The organism is Salipiger pentaromativorans, from assembly GCF_024721115.1.
In the GTDB taxonomy this organism is placed as follows: domain Bacteria; phylum Pseudomonadota; class Alphaproteobacteria; order Rhodobacterales; family Rhodobacteraceae; genus Salipiger; species Salipiger pentaromativorans.
Genome location: NZ_JAMDHK010000016.1, coordinates 92,212 through 116,004, shown reverse-complemented (window position 1 = coordinate 116,004; position 23,793 = coordinate 92,212). Strand labels below are relative to the sequence as shown.

Sequence of the window (23,793 nt, the reverse complement as noted above, 5' to 3'; positions counted from 1 at the left end):
GCTTACACCTTGTCCTTCTCGTCGGCGGGCGTGACGTCCTTGGCTTCGTCGGCCTTGGCGTCCTCGAGTTCCTTGGCGCCGTCGTTGACGCCTTTCTTGAAGGCGGTGATGCCCTTGCCGACCTCGCCCATGAGGTTGGAAATCTTGCCGCGGCCGAACAGCACCAGCACCACGACGGCGATCAGCAGAAGGCCGGGAAGGCCGATATTGTTGAGCATGTCTTTTCTCCTCTCGCGGGCGGCGTGCCGGCCCTGCGTTGAAATCCGTCTCCGATCTCTAGGCGCTTTCGCGCCCCCCGAAAAGCGCCAAACCGGGCCCTGCCCCGGGGCGAAGGGGAAAATCCGGGCGCTTCCTTGACACTATTCTGTCAGGAGCGCATCTGAAAGACAGCCCTCTTCCGCCACCCGCGCCCGGTTCCCGAATCGCATGAAGAAATCCGACCGCCTGCACGCCCTGATGCTGCGCCTCAAGGACGGGCGCGCGCATACCGCCGAGGCGCTGGCGCGGGAATTCGGCGTGTCCATGCGCACGATCTACCGCGACATGGATCTGCTCGCCGCCTCGGGCCTGCCAGTCAGCGGCACCCGCGGCCGCGGCTATGCCGCCCGCAGCGGCATCACCCTGCCGCCGCTCGAACTCAGCGAGACCGAGCTCGAGGTGCTGCATCTGGGCCTTGCCGCCGTCGGCGCCGGGGCCGGCGAGATGCCCGAACTGGCGGAGGCCGCGCGCAGCCTCTCGGCGCGGATCGACACGCTGCTGCCCGAAGAGGCCGGCGCCGAGCCCGCGAGCTTCGGCTTTGCCGCCCATCCCCTCCAGGCCGGCGCCCAGGGGTTCCGCCACATGCCCGCCATGCGCGCCGCGATCCGCGCGCGCCAGAAGCTGCGCCTGCGCTTCCGCGACCGCGACGCCCCGCAGGACATCCGCCCGCTCCAGCTCGATTACTGGGGCCGGATCTGGACCTGCATCGCCTGGAACGAGACCACCGGCGATTTCGACCGCTTCCGTCTCGACCGCGTGACCGCGCTCACCCCGCTGCCCGGGCTCTTCGTCGAGGAACCCGGCAAACGGCTCTCGGACTACCCCGACCGCTGATCCGCCCTTTCATCTTTCCGCAAAATACGCCGGGGAAAGCGCGCCCCGGCGCGCGAGGGGCAGCGCCCCCCGCCCCGCCCGCAAACAGAAAACCCCCGGAGGCAGATGCGCTCCGGGGGCCACGGGAAAAAAGCCACCGATTAAAACCGTAACGGCTTTTCAGGCTTATTCGGCCTTCATCGCCTCGATCGAGATCTGCACCTCGACCTCGTCGCTCACATAGGGGGCGAACATGCCGAGATCGAACTCCGAACGCACCAGCGTGGTGGTGGCCAGGAAACCCAGCCAGGGCTTGCCTTCCATCGGGTGATCGGCGGCCTGAGTCAGCGCGGCGTCGAGCACGACCGATTTGGTCACGCCGTTCAGCGTCAGATCGCCGGTGATCAGCGCGGTGGTCTCGCCGGTCACCTCGATGCCGGTGGAGGTGAAGGTCACCAGCTCGCTGTCGTCGGTCGCGCCGAAGAAATCGTCGCTCATGAAGTGCTCGAACCGGGCTTCCCAGCCGGTCAGCATGCTGCGCACCGGGAAGGAGACGGACACCGAGGAGGCCGCCGGATCTTCGGCGTCATAGGAAATGTCGCCCGCGAAACCCGAGAACATGCCGTAGCCGGTCGAGAACCCGAGGTGGTTGTAGGAAAAGACGATCTGGCTGTGGCTGGAATCCAGCACATAGCTTTCGGGGGCGGCGACGGCGGCGAGCGGGGCGGCGGCCAGCAGGCCGGCAAGCAGGTAGGATTTCATGTTTCAGGCTCCGTGACTGGTTTTGGTCGATGCCCGAAAGATGACCTTTTGCCGCGCTGCGGCAATTCACTGCCCGCCCACAGGTTCTGTTGAAAAACGAACAGTGGGGTCAGGACCGCCTTGCGCTGGCCCCGGTCAGGCAGCACAGGCCGCCGATCAGCAGGAACAGCGACAGGCCCAGCTTGATCAGCGTCAGCTCGGGCAGATGCGACGCGCCCGGCACCAGCCAGAGCCCGAACGCCGACAGCGCCATGGCCGCGCCCACGACCAGAAGCCCCAGCCGCAGCGTCAGCGCCAGCAGATCGCCGGCAGCGGCATGGGTCGGGATCGGGGTGATTTCTGCGGTCATCTTGCGGCTCCTCCGGCAATGTTGCGTGTCTTGGCGACAGACCGGACTTTCGCCGCCAAACCGGGCCAGATTTCGACGCGTTCCGGGAAAATCGCGGGCGCCGCTTCCCGCTCCCGCCGTATTTCCCGAGGCCGGTCATGACGCTTGATCTCGGCGGCCAGCGGTGTATACGGGCGCATCCCTTTGCGAGACCGTATGAACCGCGCAGTCTCTCGTGGGCAGGAGCGAAGGGATCGCCTGCCCTATGAAATGCGCCTTGACAGAAATGGAGCTCACATGCCGCTTTACGAGCATGTCTTTATCGCGCGTCAGGATCTTTCCAACGCGCAGGCCGAGGGCCTCGTCGAACATTTTGGCACCGTCCTTTCGGACAACGGCGGCAAGGTCGTCGAATCCGAATACTGGGGCGTCAAGACGATGGCCTACAAGATCAACAAGAACCGCAAGGGCCACTACGCCTTCCTCAAGACCGATGCACCGGCATCGGCCGTGCAGGAGATGGAACGCCTGATGCGCCTGCATGACGACGTGATGCGCGTGCTGACCATCAAGGTCGAGGGCCACGAAGAAGGCCCCTCCGTGCAGATGCAGAAGCGCGACGAGCGTGACCGTGGCGACCGCCGCGAACGCCGCAACTGATCACCTGAAGAAGAGGACGTAACCAATGGCTGCTAAACCGTTTTTCCGCCGCCGCAAGGTCTGCCCCTTCTCGGGGGAGAATGCACCCAAGATCGACTACAAGGACACCAAGCTGCTGCAGCGCTACATCTCGGAGCGCGGCAAGATCGTGCCGTCGCGCATCACCGCCGTGTCCGCCAAGAAGCAGCGTGAGCTGGCCCGCGCCATCAAGCGTGCCCGCTTCCTCGCCCTGCTGCCCTACGTCGTGAAGTAAGGAGATCAGACCCATGCAAGTCATCCTTCTGGAACGCGTGGCCAAACTTGGCCAGATGGGCGATGTCGTCGACGTCAAGCCGGGCTATGCCCGCAACTACCTGCTGCTGCAGGGCAAGGCGCTGACCGCCTCGAAAGAGAACATCGCACAGTTCGAGACCCAGAAAGCGCAGCTCGAAGCGCGCAACCTGGAAAGCAAGAAAGAAGCCGAAGCGCTTGCCGACCGTCTGGGCGGCCAGCAGTTCGTGGTGATTCGCCAAGCCTCCGACGGCGGCAATCTCTACGGTTCGGTCACCACCCGCGACGCCGCGGATGTGGCCACCGAAGAAGGCTTCTCGCTCGACCGCAAGCAGGTCATCATCCGTCAGCCGATCAAGGAACTCGGTCTGCACGAGGTCGAGGTGCACCTGCACCCCGAAGTGATGGTCACCATTTCGCTGAACGTCGCCCGCTCGCCCGAAGAGGCCGAGCTGCAAGCGTCGGGCAAGTCGATCCAGGAACTCGCCGCCGAGGAAGAGGCCCAGGCCGAATTCGAGATCGCCGAGCTGTTCGACGACATCGGCGGTGCCACCTCGGAAGAGTCCGATCTGGTCGAGACCCCGGAGAACAAGGAAGACTGAGCCCCGCGCCAGGCTTTCCGAAACGCGAACCGCGCCGGTCCTCCGGCGCGGTTTTTCGTTGTGCGGGCAAGAACTTGCCAAGCCCGAAGCAGCGCTTTCCGGACGGCCCCTCAGACACAGAAAACAGGCGCGCCGCCCCCGTCAACCATCCCAAGCGCAAACAGCCGACCCAGCCCCGTAGGGTGGGCAATTCTGCCCACCGCCCCGCCCCCGATCCGCTGCCAACAAAAAAGCGGACCCCAAGGGCCCGCTTTCTTGTCTGCTCTCTGTCTTTGCGGCCCGAACCGGACCGCGACAGGATCACTCTTCGTCGAGCGCCTCGACCGCCTTCTGAAGCTCGTCCTTGGAGACCTCTTTCTCGGTCACCGTGGCCTGCTCGGCGATGTGGTCGATCACCTTATCCTCGAAGATCGGCGCGCGGAGCTGCTGCTGCATCTGCGCGTTCTGACGCACGAAATCGAAGAAGGCGCGCTCCTGGCCCGGGTACTGGCGGGCCTGGTTCATGATCGCCTGGGTCATCTCGGCATCGGTCACCTCGATCTCGGCCTTCTGGCCGATCTCGGCGAGCAGCAGGCCCAGACGCACGCGGCGTTCGGCGAGTTTCACATGCTCGTCAGAGGGTTCGATGGAATCGTGGTTGTGGTCATGCACCTCGGGGTGCTCTTCGTGCCAGAGCTGATGCGCGATCTGCTTGGCCTCGGCATCCACCAGCGCCGGCGGCAGCTCGAAGCTCACCAGCGTGTCGAGCTTGTCGAGCAGGCCGCGCTTCATCACCTGACGGGCGGCACCGACATATTCGGCTTCCAGACGCTCGCGGATCTGACCTTTCAGCGACTCGAGATCCTCGGCGCCGAATTTCTTTGCCAGCTCGTCGTCGATCTCGGCGGCCACCGGCTCTTTCACGGCTTTCACGGTCACGTCGAAAACCGCCGCCTTGCCGGCCAGATGCTCGGCACCGTATTCCTCGGGGAAGGTGACCTCGACGGCCTTCTCTTCCTCGACCTTCACACCCACGAGCTGATCTTCAAAGCCCGGGATGAAGGAATTCGAGCCCAGCACCAGCGGGTAATCCTCGGCGGAGCCGCCCTCGAAGGGCTCGCCATCCACCTTGCCGACGAAGTCGATCACGACCTGATCGCCGTCCTTGGCCTTGGTGCCCTTGCGGCGGTCCTTGAAATCCTGCGCGTTCTCGGCGAGCGAGGCCAGCGCCTCGTCCACGGCGGCGTCGTCGGCCTTGGCGACCAGCTTCTCGATCTCGACGCCGGAGAAATCCACCTCGGGCACGTCGGGGAGCTTTTCATAGCTCATCGCGACATTGACGTCGTCGCCCTCTTTCCAGTCCTCGTTGGTCATCTTGACCTCGGGCTGGAGCGCCGGGCGGTCGCCGCTGGCCTCGAAATGCTTCGACATCGCCTCGTCGATCGCTTCCTGCATGGATTCGCCCATCAGGCGCTGGCCGAACTGCTTCTTCAGCAGCGGCATCGGCACCTTGCCTTTGCGAAAGCCCTTCATCTCGATCTCGGGCTGGGCTTCCTTCAGCTTGGCGTTGACCTTCGCGTCCAGTTCCTCGGCGGTGAGGATCAGCTCATAGGCCCGCTTCAGCCCTTCGTTCAGCGTCTCGGTGACCTGCATACCATCTTCCTTGGTTCTTGCGCGGCCCTCGTCGCAGTGCCGCCTCTCTCTGTCGAATTTGCGGTCTTCTATGCGTCCGCGCCCTTGCGTGCAAGGCGCATTTGCGTGCCGCAGCGCGGCAATGGCAGGGCGCTGCGCATGGCGCCAACAACGCGCTTGCCAGCATCCGGTCCGTGCAGTAAGCACTGCCCTGTCGCGGGTGTAGCTCAATGGTAGAGCAGCAGCTTCCCAAGCTGACGACGAGGGTTCGATTCCCTTCACCCGCTCCATCCCCCCCTCGCCGCACAGCGCAAAGCGCCATCGCCCGTCTTGCCAAGCCGGCTGCCGCCGGGCAGACAGTGGGGTCAGCCATGACCTTCCGTTTTCTGCATAGCTCCGACCTGCATCTCGGCCGGAAATTCGCCAATATCCCCGAGCCGCCCGACGGCAATATCCGCGGCCGGCTGATGGAGGCGCGCCACGGCGCCATCCTGCGTCTGGCCGTGGCCGCGCGCAGCCGTGGCGCCGGACATATCCTGCTGGCCGGAGACACGTTCGATACCGCCACCCCCTCGCCCACGCTGATCCGCCAGACGCTCGCCGAAATGGGCGCGGCGCAGGATCTGACCTGGTGGCTGCTGCCCGGCAACCACGACAATCTGCGCGATGCCGAACCGCTCTGGGACAACCTACGTCGCGATGCGCCCACGAATCTGCGCGCGCTGACCGAGGCCGCGCCGGTGGCGCTCGGCCCCGAGGCCCTGCTGCTGCCCTGCCCGGTCGCCTGGCGCGCGGCCGGCAGCGACCCGACCGCGCCGCTTGCGGGCATGGCCAGCCCCGAGGGCACGCTGCGCATCGGCCTCGCCCATGGCGGCGTCACCGATTTCACCGAGGGTGGCGGCGCGATCGCCCCGGACCGCGACCGCAGCGCCCGGCTCGATTACCTGGCGCTTGGGGACTGGCACGGGCGCATGGCCGTCTCGCCCCGCGTGCACTATCCCGGCAGCCCCGAGCAGGACCGGTTCAAGCACGACCGCCGGGGCGTCTGTCTCTGCGTTGCGCTCGACGGCCCCGGCGCCCCGCCCCGGCTCGAAGAGATCGAGACCGGGCAGTTTCTCTGGACCGAAACGCCGCTCACGCTGCACCCGCGTCAGGACGCGGCGGCGGCGCTGGCCGAGGTGCTGCCCGGCGAGGGCCGGCGCGACACCCTGCTGCGGCTGCGGGTCTCGGGCTGGGCCGGGCTCGCCGACCAGCTCGCGCTGCGCCAGGCGGCGGCGCGGAACGGCCCGGAATTCGCTCATTTCGAGCTGCGGACCGAGGCGCTCGGCACCCAATACGCGGAGGCCGATCTCGACGAGATCGACCATGGCGGCGCCCTGCGCCTCGCCACCGAGGCGCTGAAGGCCGAAGCGGAATCCGAGCCCGCCGAGCGCACGGTCGCCGGCGACGCGCTGGCGCGGCTCTATGCCTATGTGCGCGAGGCCGAGGCATGAAGCTACGCGCGATCCGGCTCGAGAACGTCCGCCGCTTCACCACGCCGGTGACGGTCACGGGGATCGCCGACGGGCTCAATGTGCTGAGCGAGCCCAACGAGCGCGGCAAATCCACCCTGTTCGACGCCCTTCAGGCGCTGTTCTTCAAAGCGCATGGCTCGCGCGACAAGGAGGTCGCCGCGCTGCGCCCCCATGCCGGCGGCGCCCCCGAGATCGCGGTGGAGGTCGAGACCGAAGCGGGCCGCTTCACCATCGCCAAGCGCTGGTTCTCGAAACCCGCCGCGACAGTGCATCGCGACGGACGCCTCATCGCCCAGTCCGATGCCGCCGAGGCCTGGATCGCCGAGCTGCTCGGCGGCGCCGAGGGCGGGCCCTCGGGGCTGATCTGGGTGCGCCAGGGGGTGACCGATCTCGGCAGCGGTTCGAAACGCGAGCAGGAGGCGGCGCTGGAGGCGCGGCGCGACCTGATGTCCTCGATCGGCGAGGAGGTCGAGGCGATGACCGGCGGGCGGCGCATGGACATGGCACTGGCGCGCTGCCGCGAAGAGCTGGAGCGCTACGCCAGCGGCAAGACCCGGCGCCCCCGGGGCCCATGGAAAGAGGCGCAGGACGCGGTGGCGGCGCTGGAGGCCGAGCATACGCGGCTGTCGGCCACCGCCACGGCGCTGCACGAGGCGCTGGCCATGCGCAAGCGCTGCCGCCGGGAACTGGCCGAGCTGGAGGATCCCGAAGCGCAGCAGAACCGGCAGGACCGGCTCGAGGCCGCGCGCGCCGCGCAGCGCGCCGCCGAACGCCATCTGGAGGAGCTGGAGAGCGATGCGCGCCGGCTCGAGGCGGCGCAGCTTGCGCTCGCCACGGCGCGCGACCGCCGCGACCGGCTGCGCGCGGCCACGGCAGAGGCGGCCGAGGCGGCGCGGCTGGCCGAGGAGATGGCAGCGGCGTCCGAAGCCGCGCAGCGCGAGCAGGCGGCACGGCAGGCCGACAAAGACAGCGCCGATGCGCGGTTCGACGCGGCGCAGCAGGCGCTGAAATCCGCCGAAGAGGACCGCCGCCGGGCCGAGCGCGCCCGCGCCGCCCGCGAGGGCGCGGCCCGGCGCAAGGAACTTGCCGCGCGCATCGCCGAGGCCGAGCGCGCCCGGCACGCGATGGAGGAGGCCGCAGCCGCAGCGCAACGCGGCCCCGACGCCGCCGCCCTGCGCCGGCTCGAAGCGCTGGTCTCGGCGCGCGCCGCCGCGCAGGCCGCGCGCGACGCCAGCGTCCCGCAGATCGTCGCGCAATACGCGCCGGGCCGCGACGGCGCCATCCGGCTGCCGGACGGCCCCCTGCCCTCCGGCACGCCGCAGCCGCTTCCCCGCGCCACGCGGCTTGCGCTCGACGGCATCGGCTGGCTCGACATCCGGCCCGGCGCCACCGCCCATGACGACGACAGCCTCGCACAGGCCGAGCGCGCATTGCGCGAAGCGCTCGACGCGCTACAGGCCGACACGCCCGAGCAGGCCCGCAGGGCCGCCGAGGCCCGCGCCGAAGCGGAGCGCCGGCACGGCGCGGCGGCGGCGGTCTGGCGCAGCCTCGCGCCAGAGGGCATCGCGGCGCTGCGCAAGGCGCTGGCGGACATCCCCGAGCCCGAAAGCGCCGAAGCCGCGCCCGACCCCGCCGTGGCCGAGGCGGCCCTGCGCGCCGCGCAGGACGCCGCCGCGCTGGCGCAGGCGCAGCGCGACCGCGCCGCCGAGCGCCTGTCGGATGCCCGCAGCGAGGCCACCCGCGCCGTCACCGCGCTAACCTCGCTGCGCGACCGGCTGGCCCGCGCCCGCAGCGCGCTCGCGGCCCAGGGCGAAACCGACGACACCGCGCTGACCGAGGCCGTCACCCGCGCCGATGCCGCCGTCCGTGCCGCCGAAACGCTGCACGCGGAAAAGCGCCGCGCCGCCCCCGATCTCGCCTCGACCGAGGCGGCGCTACAGCGCGCGCAATCGGTCGAGGACCGCGCCCGCGCCGAGATCGCCCGGCTGAAACCCCTGCTCGCCACGCTCGACGAGCGCATCGCCCGCAGCGCCGGCGAGGCGGTCGAGGAACGGCTGGCGGAATGCGCCGAGGCGCTGGCGGCGGCCCGCGCCGCGCTGGCGCGGATCGAGCACGAGGTCGCGGTGCTGATCCGGCTGGAGGCGGCGCTGGACACCGCCCGGGCGGAAGCGCGAGAGCGCTATTTCACCCCCGTCGCCACCGAACTGAAACCGCTCCTGCGGCTGCTCTGGCCCGAGGCCGAACTGACCTGGGGCCAGGACACGCTGCTGCCCGACAGGCTGATCCGCGACGGCGCCGCCGAACCCATCGACATCCTGTCCGGCGGCACGCAGGAACAGCTCGCGCTGCTGGTGCGGCTGGCCTTCGCGCGGATGCTGGCCGCTGCGGGGCGCCCGGCCCCGGTGATCCTAGACGATGCGCTGGTCTTTACCGATGACGACCGGATCGAACGCATGTTCGACGCGCTGCACCGGCAGGCCGCCGATCTCCAGATCATCGTGCTCACCTGCCGCCAGCGCGCCTTCCGCGATCTCGGGGGAACGGCGTTGCGGTTGCACACGGAAGGATGAGACGCGGGGAGCGACGGCGAAGCTCCCTCCCCGTCGCCTCTGGAAGAGACCGACCGGCGAGGCCCCGGATCAGGTCCGGGGCGTGTATCGTGCGATCCGTAGGGTGGGCAATCTGCCCACCCCCCAGATCTCAATAAACGCGCTTGCCGGTCAGAAACTGCGCCAGCATGCCGTTCTTGGCGGGCAGGAAGCAGCAGGCAAGCACAAAGCGGAACGGGTCGATGACCATCATGGCGAGGATCTCTCTGAAAGCGTATGCCGGCGCGACCGGGCAGCGCCCGGCCGGATTTGGCGCGGACGCTACCCGTCCAGGGAATCGATTCCATGACGGTTCGCGGACAATCCTGCGACAGCCCGCCCAGGTTCAGAGATAATCGGCCCGCTGCAACCCGTATTTCGCCATCTTCTCGTTGAGCGTCCGGCGCGGCAGGCAAAGCTCGTCCATCACCGCCGAGATCGAGCCCTTGTGCCGCCGCATGGTGTTGTCGATCAGCATGCGCTCGAAGGCCTCGACATATTCCTTGAGCGGCTTGCCCTCGGTGGTCATCACCGGCTGCATCTCCTCGTGATCGCTCATCAGCAGCGAGGCGATGGTGCCCTGCCCGCGCCGCGATTGCAGCACCGCGCGTTCGGCGAGGTTGATGAGCTGGCGCACATTCCCGGGCCAGGGCGCCTGCAAGAGCTGCGCCGCCTCCTGCGCCGAGACCTTGGGCGCCTCGCAGCCGTATTCGTCGGCAAAGCCTTCGGAGAGCCGGGTGAAGAGCGTCAGGATGTCCTCACCGCGCGACCGCAGCGGCGGCACGGTGATCTTGAGCGCCGCGAGGCGGTAATAGAGATCCGGGCGCAGCGCGCTTTCGCAGGTATGCCCCTCGTCCTGAAGATTGCAGATCGCCACGATGCGGGTCTCGGGCGGCGTGCCCTGATCGTTGATCACCGACAAGAGCCGCGCCTGGGCACCGTCCGACAGCGACTCGATGTCCTCGAGCACCAGCGTGCCGCCGCGCGCCTCTTCCATCGCCGGCAACCGCGTGTCCTCGGGCTGCATCGGCCCGAAGAGCCTGCGCATCAGCGCGTCCTCATCCATCGCCGCGCAGGAGATCAGCACGAATTTCTTGCCCGCGCGCGAGCCCACCGCATGCAGCGCGTGGGCGATGAGCGTCTTGCCGGTGCCGGTCTCGCCGTCGATCAGCACATGACCGTCGGCCTGGCCCAGATCCAGCACATCTTCCCGCAGCCGCTCCATCGCCGGGCTCTGGCCGATGAGCTTGGACATGATCTGCGAGCCGTCCGACAGCTCGCGGCGCAGCGCCCGGTTGTCGAGCGTCAGCCGGCGCGCATTGGTGGCCTTCTTCGCAAGCTCGGACATACGGTCGGGGTTGAAAGGCTTTTCCAGGAAATCGAAGGCGCCGATGCGCATCGCCTCCACCGCCATCGGCACGTCGCCATGGCCGGTGATCATGATCACCGGCAGCGCGCTGTCATTGCCCATGAGCTTTTTCAGGAACTGGATGCCGTCCATGCCCGGCATCTTGATGTCCGAGATCACGATGCCCGGATAATCGGTGCCGAGCGAGCCGAGCGCCTCTTCGGCGCTGGCATAGGTCTCGGTGTCGTAGCCCGACAGCGCCAGCCACTGGCTGATCGACTGCCGCATGTCCTTTTCGTCGTCGACGATGGCAATCTTCATGGCTTTTGTCATTTTGGTCTTTCGCCTTCTTCTGCCTTCGGCACTCCGCAGCGCCTATTCGGCGGCCTGCGTGGTTTCATTCAAGATAGGAAGCTGCATCTCGAAAACAGCCCCACCCTCGGCGCCGTTCCGCGCCGTCAGCCGCCCGCCGAGATCGGCCACGATGCCCGAGCTGATCGCCAGCCCCAGCCCGGTGCCGTCGCCCGGCTGCTTGGTCGTGTAGAAAGGTTCGAACAGCGCATCGAGATCCTCGATCCCGTGGCCATTGTCGCGCACCGACAGCACCGCCGTCTCGCCCGAGGCCAGAATGATCTCGATCTCGGGGTTGGCCACCGATTTCGTCGCGTCGATGGCGTTGCGCAGCAGGTTCACCAGAACCTGCTCGATGCGCATCCGGTCGCCCATCACCCGCACCGGCGCATCCGGCAGGATCTTGGCGATGCGCACCCGCCGCGCCTTGAGCTGCGGCTCCATCATCGACAGCGCCGAGGCCAGCGCCTCGCCCATATCCACCGGGCTCAGCTCCTCCTGCCCCTTGCGGGCATAGCTCTTGAGCTGGCGGGTGATGGCGCCCATGCGCTCGATCAGATCGTCGATGCGGTGGAAAGCGGTCATCGCCTCGTCGGGCCGGTTGCGCCGCAACAGCAGCCGCGCCCCGGCCAGATAGGTCTTCATCGCCGCAAGCGGCTGGTTCAGCTCGTGGCTCACCGCCGCCGACATCTCGCCCAGGGCGGCGAGCTTGGAGCTCTGCTCGAGTGTCTGCTCGGCCGAGGCCAGATCCTTCTGCACCTTCTCGCGCTCGGCGATCTCGCGCTGGAGCCTTGCGTTGAGCCGCCGAAGCTCGGCCGATTCCCGCTGGAACAGCGCCATGCGCAGCGCCGTCTTGCGGCTGAGCGCGTAGAAGGCCAGCGCCGCCAGCAGCGCAAAACCCATGATCTCCAGCGCCAGCACCGCGTTCACCTTCTCGCGCACCGAGGCATAGGTGGTGAAGGTCGCCATGGTCCAGCCGCGGAACGGGATGCGCCCGTCGATCCGCATCACCGCCTCGCCGCGCAGATAGGCGTCGGGCGGCAGCGCCGTCCAGTCGGCGGTGGCCTTGATGGCACGCTCGATGGCGCTTTCCGGCGATTGCCGGGCCAGCGCCTCCTCCATGGTCGAGCCACGCCAGCGCGGCTCTGTGGCCAGGATGATCGTCCCTTCGGAATTCAGCACCGCCACCGCGTCGGTGATCCCCGCCCAGGCGCGCTCGAACTTGGCCAGATCGACCTCGACCACGATCACCCCGATGGCGCTGTTCTGGGTTTCGAGTCTGCGCGAATAGGTGAAGGAATAGCCTCCCGCCTCGCGTGCCTGGGTGGTGAAGACCGTGGTGTTCGAGCGCAGCGCATCGACGAAATAGGGTGCATTGCGGTGCTGCTCGCCCAGCCGGTTGCGGTCGGTCGCGGCCACGGTGCGCCCGTCGCGGTCGAGCAGCATCAGCGAGGCGGCGCCGATCTCGTCCACATAGGAAATGAGCCGCTGCGAGGACTGGCTGAAATCGGCCGAGTTCAGCGCCCCGATCAGCGCCGGGTCGCGGGCCAGAAGCTGCGGCACGATGGCGTTGCGGCGCAGCTCGGACAGGATGTTGCCGGAGTAGAGCGCCAGCCGCAGCTCGGCGCGGTTGCGGGTGGATTGCGTGAACCGGTCGGTCAGCAGCACATTGGTGACCCAGACCGTCGTCACCGCCAGAAGCACCAGCGAGACAAGCGCCAGCCGCACCCGCCAGGTCAGCGGCCCTGAACGCCTCACGCGCTTCTCCGTTTTTGTGGCCATCTCGGACATGACCGTCAGAGTACGCGGGCGCGCTCAGGCGCTCAAGTCACGCCTCCGCCAGCGCAGCGGTCAGATGGGCGAAAAGACGCGCACCGTCCTCGTTGCCCTGCGCCGGATCGCAGGCGCGTTCCGGGTGCGGCATCATCCCCAGCACCCGGCGGTTGGCCGACAGGATGCCCGCAATGTCGCGGTCGGCGCCATTGGGGTTGTCGGTATAGCGGAACGCCACCCGGCCCTCGCCTTCGAGCATGTCCAGAGTCTGGACATCGGCAGTGTAATTGCCGTCATGATGCGCGATCGGAATGCGGATCTGTTCGCCCGCCGTATAGGCGCGGGTAAAGATCGACTGGCTTTCCGCCACCTCCAGCCCGACCGTCCGGCAGATGTATTTCAGGTTCGCATTGCGCAGCAGCGCGCCGGGCAGGATCTTGGTTTCGGTCAACACCTGAAAGCCGTTGCAGACCCCCAGCACATAGCCGCCGCGCTCCACATGGGTCATCACCTCGCCGCAGATCGGCGAATTCGCCGCGATGGCGCCGCAGCGCAGGTAGTCGCCAAAGGAAAAGCCGCCGGGAATGCCCACGATGTCGATGCCCTCGGGCAGCGCCGTATCCTTGTGCCAGACCATCTGCACATCGAGCCCCGCCTTGCGGAACCCTTCGGCAAGGTCGCGGTCGCAGTTCGATCCGGGAAAGACGATGACGGCGGCTTTCATGGGCGCACTCCCTGTCCCGCGCGGCGCGGGCGAAATCGGTTGAGGGCCCCGCCCGGCCAGGGCAGCGGCCCGTTTCAGTCTGCGGGATCCGCGCGCGCGGCGCAATATCCCGGTCCTTGTCCCGCCCTGCCCGCCCGGTCAATCCAAGCGCTGCAAAGGCGCCGCCCTCTTCAGAGCAGCTCGACGCGGTAGCTCTCGATCACCGTGTTGGCGAGCAGCTTCTCGCACATCTCGGTGACGGTGTCCTCCGAGGTGCCCTCGGCCAGATCCAGCTCGATCACCTTGCCCTGACGCACGCCGCCGACGCCCTCGAACCCGAGCCCCAGCAGCGCATGTTTCACCGCCTCGCCCTGCGGATCGAGCACGCCGTCCTTCAGCATCACATGCACCCGTGCCTTCATGGCGTCCACTCCGTTCGCTGCGAAAGGCCCCTGCCCTTCATCTTTCTTCAAATACTCACCCGCCGCGCCCGCCAGAGGCGCGGCGCCTCAGTTGATGAGCTTCGGCTTGGCCACATGAGTGGCCTGCTTGGGCATCACGCCCAGACGCTTGGCCACCTCGGTATAGGCGTCGGTCAGCGAGCCCAGATCGCGGCGGAACACGTCCTTGTCGAGCTTCTGGCCGGTCTCGATGTCCCAGAGCCGCATGGAATCCGGCGAAATCTCGTCGGCCACGATCAGCCGCTGGTAATCGCCGTCATAGACCCGGCCGATCTCGATCTTGAAATCGACGAGCTTGATTCCGACGCCGTACATCAGCCCCGAGAGGTAATCGTTGACCCGCAGCGCCAGGCTCAGGATGTCGTCCATGTCCTGCTGGCTCGCCCAGCCGAAGGCCGCGATATGCTCTTCGGTGACCAGCGGGTCGCCCAGCTTGTCGTCCTTGTAGCAATATTCCACGATCGGGCGCGGCAGCGGCGTGCCCTCCTCGATCCCCAGCCGCTTGGCCAGCGTGCCGGCGGCGAAGTTCCGCACGATCACTTCCAGCGGCACGATCTCGCAGGCCCGCACGAGCTGTTCGCGCATGTTCAGCCGCTTGAGGAAATGGGTCGGCACGCCGATATTGTTCAGCCCGGTCATGAAGAACTCGCTGAGCCGGTTGTTCAGCACGCCCTTGCCCTCGATCACGTCTTTCTTCTGGGCGTTGAAGGCGGTCGCGTCGTCCTTGAAATACTGCACGATGGTCCCGGGCTCGGGGCCTTCATAGAGAATCTTCGCCTTGCCTTCGTAGATCTTCTTGCGGCGTGCCATGGGAATCCTTTCACCGGGGCGCGCAGAGGTCCGCCCTGCGTCCTGCGTGGCCCTATAAATCATGCCTTCCCCCGTCGCAAGCGGACGCTTGGGGTTGCGCCACCCGCCGGGTGTGGAATATTCAGTTAACGATTGTTTTACCGGGGGGAGCGAGAGCCATGTCCACCTTCGACGAACGCGAGAAGGCGTTTGAAACCAAGTTTGCGCATGACGAGGAGATGGCCTTCCGGGCCGAGGCCCGCTGCAACAAGCTGCTGGGCCTCTGGGCGGCCGGCATGCTCGGCAAGAGCGGCACCGAGGCCGAGGCCTATGCCCGCGAGGTGATCAAGGCCGATTTCGAAGAGGCCGGCCACGAGGATGTGGTGCGCAAGGTGGCCGCCGATCTGGTCGGCAAGGCCGATGCCGACGCCATCCGCGCCAAGCGCTCCGAACTGCTGTCCGAGGCCAAGAGCCAGATCATGCTCGAAGGCTGACCCGAGCCGCATCGCGACACTGCCGAAACGCGCCTCTCCGGGGCGCGTTTTCTTTTGTCCGACCGCCGCGAGGAGCGTCCGCAAGGACGCGAGGAGCGGCGCGGTGAGACACCCTTTCGGAGCCCTCTCGAAGCCCGTACGGGGCCCGTCCCGAGCCCGTCGTCCGGGGCACGGCACAGCCGCGCCCCGTCCGGTGACGTGTCCGCGGCGCGTCGCAACCTCGCGCCGGCCCTCCCAGCCTCGCCGCCGCGGCGCGCCGAAATCCGGCACGGCTTCGGCAAAACCCGGGCCTTTCCCGAGGATTTGCCTCAAATCCGCACAACCGCCCGCACCGCCCCCGCACCGCCTCAGCGGGCAATGACGATATCCGCGCGCAGCCCGCCCAGCGTCTCGCTCTGGCCAAGCCGCAGCACGCCGCCATGAGCGCGGGCAATATCCGCGGCGATGGCCAGCCCCAGCCCCACGCCGGTGCCCTTGTCCTGATTGCGTGCCGGATCCAGCCGCACGAAGGGGCGCAGCGCCTCCTCCCGCCGCTCGGGCGGTATCCCGGGCCCGTCATCCTCGACCCGCAGCCGCAGGCTCTTGTCGGTCAGCGTCGCCGAAACCTCGCAGCGGCGGCCATAGCGCACCGCATTGCCGATCAGATTCTCCAAGGCACGCCGCATCGCTCCGGGCCGCAGCGTCACCTCGCCCCGCCCCTCCAGATGCGCCACGCGCACCGGCGTGCCCGCCCGCTGCGCATCCGCGACGATCGCCTCGACCAGCGCGATCGGATCGGTGGGCTCCGCCGTCCCCTCCTGGCTGTCGCCCCGGGCGAAATCGAGAAAGGCGTCGATCAGCCGCTGCATGTCCTCCACATCGCGCTCCAGCGGCTCGCGGTCCTCATCCTCCAGCATCGACAGCCCCAGCCGCAGCCGCGTCAGCGGCGTGCGCAGATCGTGGCTCACCCCCGACAGCATCATGGTCCGCTGCTCGATCTGCCGCTCGATCCGGTTGCGCATGTCCAGAAAGGCGTTCCCCGCCGCCCGCACCTCGACCGCCCCCGAGGGCGAATAGGGCATGTGCCGCCCACGGCCGAACGCCTCCGCCGCCCGCGCCAGCCGGGTGATCGGGCGCAGCTGGTTGCGCAGGTAGAGAAAGGCGACCAGCGTCATCAGCACGCCGAACACCATCATATTGACGAAAAGCTGATGTGCATTGGTCGGCGAGACCCGCCGCCGCGCGAAGGCGATCTCGCTCAGCCCCTGCGCATCCCGGACATAGAGCCGCACATCGTAATCGTCGGGCAGCAGCACGCGCTCGAATCCGGGCACGAAACGTTCCAGCGTGCGGGCCACCACCAGCCCCGAGAAATCGTACCAGCGCCGCTGGCCCGCCGCCGGCACCCCGTCGTCGGGCAGCGCCCGCACCGTCAGCGCAAGCGGCTCGGCCAGCTCGGGCCGTGCCAGCACGAGCTTGATCTCCCGCGCAAGCTCGCGACTCATCTGGTTCGACACATCCTCGAAATGGCGCTGGATGAACACCACCGAGACCACGAGCTGCAGCGTGATCACCGGCAGAATCAGGATCAGCGCCGCCCGTCCGTACAGGCCGCGCGGCATATAGCGTTTGAGCCATTGGAAGAACATGCGCTACCTCTGGGGCGGAACCACCCACAGAAAGCCCCGAAAGATGCAGGACCCGCAACCGGATTTTCGCCCCCGCCCCGGCCAGCCCGACGAGATCGCTCCCGGCCTGCGCCGGATCCTCGCGCCGAACCCCTCGCCGATGACCTTCCGGGGCACCAACAGCTATCTTCTGGGCACCCGCGGCCTCGCGGTGATCGACCCGGGCCCCGACGATCCCGCGCATCTCGACGCGCTTCTGGCGGCGCTGGCGCCCGGCCAGCGCATCACCCATATCTTCGTGACCCATGCCCATATCGACCATTCACCGCTCGCCCGCCCGCTATCGGAGGCCACCGGCGCGCCGGTCCTGGCCTTCGGCGATGCGGCGTCCGGCCGCTCCGAAGCGATGCAGGCCCTCGCCGAGACCGGTCTCGCGGGCGGCGGCGAAGGCGTGGATGCGGCGTTTCTCCCTGACGAGATCCTGGCCGACGGCGCCCGGGTCGCCGGAGACGGCTGGGTCCTGGAGGCGCTTCACACGCCGGGCCATTTCGGCAATCATCTTGCCTTTGCCTGGGGCGACGCGCTGTTCTGCGGCGATCTGGTGATGGGCTGGGCCTCGTCGCTGGTCTCGCCTCCCGATGGCGATCTGACCGACTTCATGGCCTCGCTGGCGCGGCTTTCGGCGCGGCCCTGGCGCGTCTTCCACCCCGGCCACGGCGCCCCGGTCGAGGCCCCCTCCGCACGGCTCGCCGAACTGACGCGCCACCGCCAGATGCGCGAGGCGCAGATCCTCGCCGCGCTCGCGGCAGGGCCGGCGGATGCGGCCGGGCTTGCAGCTCGAATCTACACCGAGACCCCGCCCGCCCTTCTGCCTGCCGCCGCCCGCAACGTGCTGGCCCATCTCCTCGACCTGCACACGAAGGGACGTGTCTCGACCTCCGGGGCGTTGACGAAAAACGCCTTGTTTCAAATGACTTGAGGTCATTTTCGGAAAAGCTATGGAAATGTGACAAAACCCTCTGGACGGTCGGAGTCGGGATTGCTATAGACCCCCCGTGTTCCGGCGTAGCTCAGCGGTAGAGCAGTTGACTGTTAATCAATTGGTCGTAGGTTCGATCCCTACCGCCGGAGCCAAAACATCCCGATACCGCTTCTAAGCGGGGTGTTTTGGAGAAACTGACCTGAGTTTCTCCTTTCAATTCGCCTGCAAAGACCCGCGATCGCAGTCACCAGACGGAGCCGACACCCGTCCAGCACGCGTCAAATGCGGCACGCCCCCTGCCCCGCAGTCTCTCTCCCGAGCCAGGCATCCCTCACGAGACAGAATCGCCAAGACCCCGGCCCCGCCAACGCCCCCTCGGTCCCGGGCCAGCCATCGCGCATGACGCGAACGCGCCAAACAGCGAGCATTCGACTTCGGCGACGACCTGAAAAGAAGGGGGAATGGTGGGTGATGAGGGATTTGAACCCCCGACATCTTCGATGTGAACGAAGCGCTCTACCACTGAGCTAATCACCCGGTAGAGGGGCTCATAAAAGAACCCGGCAGGAGGTGCAAGAGCCCAATCGCACCCTTTTGGACGGAAATCTTCGCCCCGCGCAGCTTGCCCTCGCGCCACGCCGGGCGGAGCACTGGCGCGCCGGCAGCACATGGTCTAAGCCCGCAGCAGAACGGAGGAGCAGCATGACCGACATCCGCCTCGTCATCTTCGACTTCGACGGGGTCGTCGTCGATAGCGAAGTCATCAGCGCACGCATGCTGGTGGCAGAACTGGCCAACCATGGCGTGCAGGTCGATCTGCCCTATATCGCCCGGCATTTCCTGGGCCGCAGCTACCCGGTGGTGCTGGACCAGATCCGCCGCGAATTCGGCATCGCGCTGCCCGAGGGGTTCGAGGCCGACTATCGCGCCCGGCTGGTCGCCGCCTTCCGCACGGAGCTGCGCGTCATGCCCGGGCTGCAAGCCGTCCTGGGCGCGCTGCGCGTGCCCTATGCGCTGGCCACCAGCTCCAGCCCCGCCCGCGTCGCGCAATCCATGGAAATCGTCGGGCTGACACCGCTCTTCGCGGGCCGGATCACCACCGCCGCCGAGGTCACCCATAGCAAGCCCGCCCCGGACCTGCCGCTGCGCGCCGCGCAAAAGGCCGGCGTGGCGCCGGAACACTGCCTGCTCATCGAGGATTCGCTGGCCGGCATCCGCGCCGGGCTCGCGGCGGGGATGGAGGTCTGGCACTTCACCGGCGGCAGCCATTTCGCCGGAATCGAGCCCCCCTCGGCCCCCGATGCCCGGCCGCACCGCCGGTTTGCGGAATTCGCCGAACTCGCCCATCTTGCGCCCCAGCTTCTGAACACGGACGAGGCAAGGAGCCTGGCAGATGAGTGACGACAGCGAGGTGCCGCCGCAGGATCTCGCGGCGCGGGCGGGCTGGCTCTATTACGTGGGCGGGCTGCGTCAGGACCGGATCGCCGAAGAGCTGGGGATCTCCCGCCAGCGCGCCCAGCGGCTGGTGGCGCGCGCCCTGGCCGAGGGGCTGGTCCGGGTGCGCATCGACCACCCGATCGCCGAATGCCTCGAGCTGGAGCGCGCGCTGCGGCAGAAATTCGGGCTGAGCCGGGCGCGCGTGGCGCCGCGCGCCGGCCCCGGGCAGGACGCGCTGCGCGCCATCGCCCCCGTCGCCGCGCCGGAGCTCGAGCGCATCTTCTCCGACGAGACGCCCAAGCTGATCGCGCTCGGCACCGGGCGGACGCTGCGGGCGGTGGTCGAACAGATGCAGACCGTGGCGGCCAGCCATCACAAGATGGTCTCGCTCATCGGCAATGTCGCCCCCGACGGGTCGGCCTCGTTCTACGAGGTGATCATGCGCATCGCCGACAAGACCGGCGCGCCGCATTATCCGATGTCGGTTCCCGTCATGGCCCGCGACGCCGAGGAACTCGCCCTTTACCGCGCCCTGCCTCATGTGAAAAGCGCACGCACGCTGGCGGAACAGGCGGACGTCACCATCGTCGGAATCGGCCAGATGGCCGATGACGCGCCGCTTTTCATGGACGGGTTCATCACCGCCGAGGAGCTGCACGCGGTGCAGGACGCCGGGGCGGCGGGCGAGATCGGCGGCCATATCTTCGATTCCGAGGGCCGCTACCTGGATCATCCGGTGAATAATTTCATGGTCGGCGTGCGCGTGCCGGCGAACCGGAATCCGGTTCTCTGCATCGGCGGAGGCGTCAGCAAAATCAAACCATTGCGCGCCGCTCTTCAGGGCGGACTGATCGCCGGACTGATCACCGACGAGCTCACCGCTGCCGAATTGACCGGCAGTTAAGCCCCCGGATGCCCGCAAAACGGGCTTGACTCGACTCACGCCTCAATGTGAGCTTTTGCCCAGCATGTGAGCATATGCTCAATGTCGAGTTTGGGAGGACCGTTCATGAAACATTCGATCCGCGCCTTGATGGGCGCGTGCGCCGTCTCTGCGCTGGCGACCGCCGCGCTGGCGGAAACCACGATCACCGTCGCGACGGTGAACAACGGCGACATGATCCGCATGCAGAGCATGATGGAGGATTTCTATGCCCAGCACCCCGACATCAAGGTCGAGTGGGTGACGCTGGAAGAAAACGTGCTGCGCCAGCGCGTGACCCAGGACGTGGCCACCAATGGCGGCCAGTTCGACGTGATGACCATCGGCAATTACGAGGTGCCGATCTGGGGCGCGCGCGGCTGGCTGATGCCGCTCACCGATCTGCCCGCCGATTACAAGGTCGATGATCTTCTGCCCTCGATCCGCAGCGCGCTCAGTGTCGATGGCAGCCTCTACGCCCTGCCCTTCTACGGCGAAAGCGCCATGGTCATGTACCGCACCGACCTGGCGGAACAGGCCGGCGTGAGCCTTCCCGATCAGCCCACCTGGGCGCAGATCAAGGAGGCCGCCGCCAAGATGACCGACAAGGATGCCGGCATCTACGGCATCTGCCTGCGCGGCAAGCCGGGCTGGGGCGAGAACATGGCCTTCATCTCGGCGATGGCGAATTCCTATGGCGCACGCTGGTTCGACATGAGCTGGGAGCCCGAATTCGACAGCGCCCCCTGGCAGGCGGCCTTCAAGGACTACCTCGACCTGATGACCAATTACGGCCCGCCGGGGGCCTCGTCGAACGGGTTCAACGAGAACCTCTCGCTGTTCCAGCAAGGCAAATGCGGCATGTGGATCGACGCCACCGTGGCGGCCGGTTTCGTCACCGACCCCGAGGAATCCAGCGTGGCCGAGAATGTGGGCTATGCGGTCTTTCCCAACAAGGACGGCGTGGACAACCACGGCAACTGGCTGTGGTCCTGGAACCTCGGAATCCCGAAATCCACCGACGCGCCCGAGGCCGCCGAAGCCTTTGTGACCTGGGCCACCGGGCCGCATTACACCCAGCTCGTGGCCGAGAAACAGGGTTGGCGCGCGGCGCCTCCGGGCACGCGGAAATCGCTTTACGAGAACGCCACCTATCTCGCCGAAGCGCCGTTCGCGACGCTGACGAAAGAGACCATGGACGCCGCCACGCCCGAGAAACCCTCGGTGCAGGACGTGCCCTATGTGGGGGCGCAATTCGTCTCGATCCCGGAGTTCCAAGGCATCGGCACGGCGGTGGGCCAGCAGTTCTCGGCCGCGCTTGCGGGCCAGATGGACGCGGATACGGCGCTGAAGAACGCCCAGATGCTGACCCAGCGTGAAATGACGAAGGCCGGTTACATCAAGTAACCGCCGCGTTGCAGGCGCGGGCCGATGCACCTCCGGCCCGCGCCCCGTTCGACCGGGGCCGGCCCGTCCGGCCGCCTCTCGCTCCCCCTTGCCGAAAGACCCCGCCATGGCCACCCAGCATTCCCGCGCCGCAGCAAGGCTGATGATCTCGCCCGCCGTGCTTCTTCTGCTTGGCTGGATGATCGTGCCGCTGTCGATGACGCTGTATTTCTCCTTCCTGCGCTACAACCTGCTGATGCCGGGCATGGAGGAATTCACCGGCTGGACCAATTACCGCTTCTTCCTCACCGATCCGGCGTTTTTCGCCGCCCTGACCAATACGCTGCTGCTGGTGGGCGGCGTGCTGCTGATCACGGTGATCGGCGGCACCCTTCTGGCGCTGCTGCTGGACCAGCCGTTCTGGGGCCAAGGCATCGTGCGGATCATGGTGATCGCGCCCTTCTTCGTGATGCCCACGGTCTCGGCGCTGGTCTGGAAGAACATGTTCATGAACCCGGTGAACGGGCTTTTCGGCCATGCCGCCCACTGGCTGGGGCTGGAACCCTATGATTTTCTCAGCCAGGCGCCGCTGATGTCGATCATCGGCATCGTGAGCTGGCAATGGCTGCCCTTCGCCACGCTGATCCTGCTGACCGCGCTGCAATCGCTCGACCAGGAGCAGCTCGAGGCGGCGGAGATGGACGGCGCCGGCGCGGTGCAGCGCTTCGGCTATATCATGCTGCCGCATCTGGCGCGCGCCATCACCGTGGTGATCCTGATCCAGACGATCTTTCTGCTGTCGATCTTCGCGGAGATCCTGGTGACCACCAACGGCGGCCCCGGCACCGCCTCGACCAATCTCACCTATCTCATCTACATGCAGTCGCTGCTGCAATTCGATGTGGGCGGCGGTTCGGCCGGCGGCGTGATCGCCATCATCCTCGCCAATATCGTCGCGATCTTCCTGATGCGGATGATCGGCAAGAACCTGGACGCGTGACGATGGCCGGGACCACAGAGATCCGCGCCGTCGCCCCGGCCTGCGCCGGGCCGATCCGGCCGCCTGCGGCGGCATCTGCCTCCGGCGGGAGTATTTTCCGAAAGATGAAAGAGGGAGGGCGCTGACATGGCCCGAGCCGCCACCACCCAGCGCAAGGCGATCGTCACCGTCGCCGCCTGGATCGTCGGGATCGCGATCTTCTTCCCGATCCTCTGGATCGTCATCCTGTCGTTCAAATCCGAGGGCGACGCGATCCGCACCCCGCTCGAGGTGCTGCGCGCGCAATGGACGCTGGAGAGCTATACCACCGTGCAGGAACGCTCCAACTACCTGCGGCACTTCTGGAATTCGGTGGTGCTGTCGGTCGGCTCCACGCTGATCGGCCTGATCATCGCGGTGCCCGCCGCCTGGGCCATGGCCTTTGTGCCGGGCAAGCGCACCAAGGACGTGCTGATGTGGATGCTCTCGACCAAGATGCTGCCGCCGGTGGGGGTGCTGGTGCCGATCTATCTGATCTTCCGCGATCTCGGGCTGCTCGACAGCCGGGTCGGGCTGGTGATCGTGCTGACGCTGATCAACCTGCCGATCATCATCTGGATGCTCTACACCTATTTCCGCGAGATCCCCGGCGAGATCCTCGAGGCGGCGCGGATGGACGGCGCCACCCTGCGCGACGAAATCCTCTATGTGCTGACGCCCATGGCGGTGCCGGGGATCGCCTCGACCCTGCTGCTCAATATCATCCTCGCCTGGAACGAAGCATTCTGGACGCTGAACCTGACGGCGGCGAAAGCCGCGCCGTTGACCGCGTTCATCGCCTCCTACTCCTCGCCCGAGGGCCTGTTCTACGCCAAGCTCTCGGCGGCCTCGACCATGGCCATCGCGCCGATCCTCATCATGGGCTGGTTCAGCCAGAAACAACTCGTCCGCGGCCTGACTTTCGGCGCGGTGAAATAACACGCCCTCACGCGGCAAAGCGGTGGGGCAAACGCAAAGCCCTCAAGCAGCAATGCGGTAGGGCAACCACACGACCCTCAAGCAGCAATGCGATAGGGCAAACACACGACCACCCTCAAGCAGCGACGCGACAGGGCAAACGACAGAGCCCTCACGCGGCGATGCGACGGGGCAAAC

Annotated in this window: 23 protein-coding genes and 3 tRNA genes; 15 read left to right on the top strand and 11 right to left on the bottom strand. The window is 67.3% G+C overall.

Annotated features, from left to right (window positions below; all coding sequences use genetic code 11):
- Positions 1-2: 2 nt before the first annotated feature.
- Positions 3-218, bottom strand: coding sequence for a twin-arginine translocase TatA/TatE family subunit (tatA, locus tag M4578_RS20390; RefSeq protein ID WP_258095067.1), 216 nt, complete (start codon positions 216-218; stop codon positions 3-5).
- A gap of 208 nt (positions 219-426) precedes the next feature.
- Between tatA and M4578_RS20385 the strand changes: the two genes are divergently transcribed.
- Positions 427-1,092 (top strand): helix-turn-helix transcriptional regulator, encoded by a 666-nt coding sequence (locus M4578_RS20385; protein WP_258095066.1) that lies wholly within the window; start codon positions 427-429, stop codon positions 1,090-1,092.
- Between the two features lie 165 nt (positions 1,093-1,257).
- Here M4578_RS20385 and M4578_RS20380 read toward each other — a convergent pair whose 3' ends face one another.
- Together M4578_RS20380 and M4578_RS20375 are read right to left on the bottom strand one after the other, a co-directional pair.
- The gene (locus tag M4578_RS20380) at positions 1,258-1,833 is read right to left on the bottom strand and encodes a YceI family protein (protein WP_258095065.1); all 576 of its coding nucleotides are present in this window, start codon (positions 1,831-1,833) and stop codon (positions 1,258-1,260) included.
- Positions 1,834-1,942: 109 nt separating this feature from the next.
- On the bottom strand, positions 1,943-2,182 hold the full coding sequence (locus M4578_RS20375) for a hypothetical protein (protein WP_258095064.1): 240 nt from the start codon (positions 2,180-2,182) through the stop codon (positions 1,943-1,945).
- Positions 2,183-2,458: 276 nt separating this feature from the next.
- Here M4578_RS20375 and rpsF point away from each other — a divergent pair, with 276 nt between their 5' ends.
- From rpsF to rplI, 3 genes are read left to right on the top strand one after another with little or no spacing between them, the layout of a single operon-like run.
- Positions 2,459-2,821 (top strand): 30S ribosomal protein S6, encoded by a 363-nt coding sequence (gene rpsF / locus M4578_RS20370; protein ID WP_258095063.1) that lies wholly within the window; start codon positions 2,459-2,461, stop codon positions 2,819-2,821.
- A gap of 25 nt (positions 2,822-2,846) precedes the next feature.
- Positions 2,847-3,074 (top strand): 30S ribosomal protein S18, encoded by a 228-nt coding sequence (gene rpsR, locus M4578_RS20365; RefSeq protein ID WP_258095062.1) that lies wholly within the window; start codon positions 2,847-2,849, stop codon positions 3,072-3,074.
- A gap of 13 nt (positions 3,075-3,087) precedes the next feature.
- The gene (rplI, locus tag M4578_RS20360; RefSeq protein WP_258095061.1) at positions 3,088-3,693 is read left to right on the top strand and encodes a 50S ribosomal protein L9; all 606 of its coding nucleotides are present in this window, start codon (positions 3,088-3,090) and stop codon (positions 3,691-3,693) included.
- A 300-nt stretch (positions 3,694-3,993) separates the two neighbouring features.
- Here the strand turns inward: rplI and tig are convergent, their stop codons facing one another.
- Entirely contained in the window at positions 3,994-5,325 is a 1,332-nt protein-coding gene (tig, locus tag M4578_RS20355; protein WP_258095060.1) for a trigger factor, read from the bottom strand.
- Between the two features lie 195 nt (positions 5,326-5,520).
- On the opposite strand from tig, the gene M4578_RS20350 reads away from it, so the two are divergent.
- From M4578_RS20350 to M4578_RS20340, 3 genes are all read left to right on the top strand, one after another.
- Positions 5,521-5,594 (top strand) — tRNA-Gly (locus tag M4578_RS20350).
- 81 nt (positions 5,595-5,675) lie between these two features.
- Entirely contained in the window at positions 5,676-6,797 is a 1,122-nt protein-coding gene (locus M4578_RS20345; RefSeq protein WP_258095059.1) for a metallophosphoesterase family protein, read from the top strand.
- Positions 6,794-9,388 carry an AAA family ATPase gene (locus M4578_RS20340; RefSeq protein WP_258095058.1) on the top strand — a complete coding sequence of 865 codons (2,595 nt, stop codon included), beginning with the start codon at positions 6,794-6,796 and terminating at the stop codon, positions 9,386-9,388. The genes M4578_RS20345 and M4578_RS20340 overlap by 4 nt, the downstream gene beginning before the upstream one ends.
- A gap of 364 nt (positions 9,389-9,752) precedes the next feature.
- On the opposite strand, the gene M4578_RS20335 is transcribed toward M4578_RS20340, so the two are convergent.
- The 5 genes from M4578_RS20335 to purC form a co-directional block, all read right to left on the bottom strand.
- A complete protein-coding gene (locus M4578_RS20335) occupies positions 9,753-11,087 on the bottom strand; it encodes a sigma-54-dependent transcriptional regulator (RefSeq protein ID WP_258095057.1) in 1,335 nt (444 codons plus the stop codon).
- A gap of 42 nt (positions 11,088-11,129) precedes the next feature.
- Positions 11,130-12,887 carry a sensor histidine kinase gene (locus M4578_RS20330; protein WP_258095056.1) on the bottom strand — a complete coding sequence of 586 codons (1,758 nt, stop codon included), beginning with the start codon at positions 12,885-12,887 and terminating at the stop codon, positions 11,130-11,132.
- A gap of 46 nt (positions 12,888-12,933) precedes the next feature.
- A complete protein-coding gene (purQ, locus tag M4578_RS20325) occupies positions 12,934-13,602 on the bottom strand; it encodes a phosphoribosylformylglycinamidine synthase subunit PurQ (RefSeq protein WP_258095055.1) in 669 nt (222 codons plus the stop codon).
- A 170-nt stretch (positions 13,603-13,772) separates the two neighbouring features.
- On the bottom strand, positions 13,773-14,003 hold the full coding sequence (purS, locus tag M4578_RS20320; protein WP_258095054.1) for a phosphoribosylformylglycinamidine synthase subunit PurS: 231 nt from the start codon (positions 14,001-14,003) through the stop codon (positions 13,773-13,775).
- A gap of 87 nt (positions 14,004-14,090) precedes the next feature.
- Positions 14,091-14,852 (bottom strand): phosphoribosylaminoimidazolesuccinocarboxamide synthase, encoded by a 762-nt coding sequence (purC, locus tag M4578_RS20315; RefSeq protein WP_258095053.1) that lies wholly within the window; start codon positions 14,850-14,852, stop codon positions 14,091-14,093.
- A 158-nt stretch (positions 14,853-15,010) separates the two neighbouring features.
- Here purC and M4578_RS20310 point away from each other — a divergent pair, with 158 nt between their 5' ends.
- On the top strand, positions 15,011-15,325 hold the full coding sequence (locus M4578_RS20310; protein ID WP_258095052.1) for a DUF1476 domain-containing protein: 315 nt from the start codon (positions 15,011-15,013) through the stop codon (positions 15,323-15,325).
- A 347-nt stretch (positions 15,326-15,672) separates the two neighbouring features.
- Here M4578_RS20310 and M4578_RS20305 read toward each other — a convergent pair whose 3' ends face one another.
- Positions 15,673-16,953 carry an ATP-binding protein gene (locus M4578_RS20305; protein ID WP_258095051.1) on the bottom strand — a complete coding sequence of 427 codons (1,281 nt, stop codon included), beginning with the start codon at positions 16,951-16,953 and terminating at the stop codon, positions 15,673-15,675.
- Between the two features lie 43 nt (positions 16,954-16,996).
- Here M4578_RS20305 and M4578_RS20300 point away from each other — a divergent pair, with 43 nt between their 5' ends.
- Both M4578_RS20300 and M4578_RS20295 read left to right on the top strand, forming a co-directional pair.
- On the top strand, positions 16,997-17,911 hold the full coding sequence (locus M4578_RS20300; protein WP_258095050.1) for an MBL fold metallo-hydrolase: 915 nt from the start codon (positions 16,997-16,999) through the stop codon (positions 17,909-17,911).
- 80 nt (positions 17,912-17,991) lie between these two features.
- Positions 17,992-18,066, top strand: a tRNA-Asn gene (locus tag M4578_RS20295).
- 310 nt (positions 18,067-18,376) lie between these two features.
- On the opposite strand, the gene M4578_RS20290 is transcribed toward M4578_RS20295, so the two are convergent.
- Positions 18,377-18,451, bottom strand: a tRNA-Val gene (locus tag M4578_RS20290).
- 165 nt (positions 18,452-18,616) lie between these two features.
- Here M4578_RS20290 and M4578_RS20285 point away from each other — a divergent pair.
- The 5 genes from M4578_RS20285 (at position 18,617) to M4578_RS20265 (ending at position 23,616) form a co-directional block, all read left to right on the top strand.
- A complete protein-coding gene (locus tag M4578_RS20285; RefSeq protein WP_258095049.1) occupies positions 18,617-19,315 on the top strand; it encodes an HAD family hydrolase in 699 nt (232 codons plus the stop codon).
- On the top strand, positions 19,308-20,255 hold the full coding sequence (locus M4578_RS20280) for a sugar-binding transcriptional regulator (protein ID WP_258095048.1): 948 nt from the start codon (positions 19,308-19,310) through the stop codon (positions 20,253-20,255). The genes M4578_RS20285 and M4578_RS20280 overlap by 8 nt, the downstream gene beginning before the upstream one ends.
- 105 nt (positions 20,256-20,360) lie before the next feature.
- The gene (locus M4578_RS20275; RefSeq protein ID WP_258095047.1) at positions 20,361-21,680 is read left to right on the top strand and encodes an ABC transporter substrate-binding protein; all 1,320 of its coding nucleotides are present in this window, start codon (positions 20,361-20,363) and stop codon (positions 21,678-21,680) included.
- 106 nt (positions 21,681-21,786) lie between these two features.
- A complete protein-coding gene (locus tag M4578_RS20270; RefSeq protein WP_258095046.1) occupies positions 21,787-22,659 on the top strand; it encodes a carbohydrate ABC transporter permease in 873 nt (290 codons plus the stop codon).
- A gap of 126 nt (positions 22,660-22,785) precedes the next feature.
- Entirely contained in the window at positions 22,786-23,616 is an 831-nt protein-coding gene (locus M4578_RS20265) for a carbohydrate ABC transporter permease (protein ID WP_258095045.1), read from the top strand.
- The last annotated feature ends 177 nt before the right edge of the window (positions 23,617-23,793 follow it).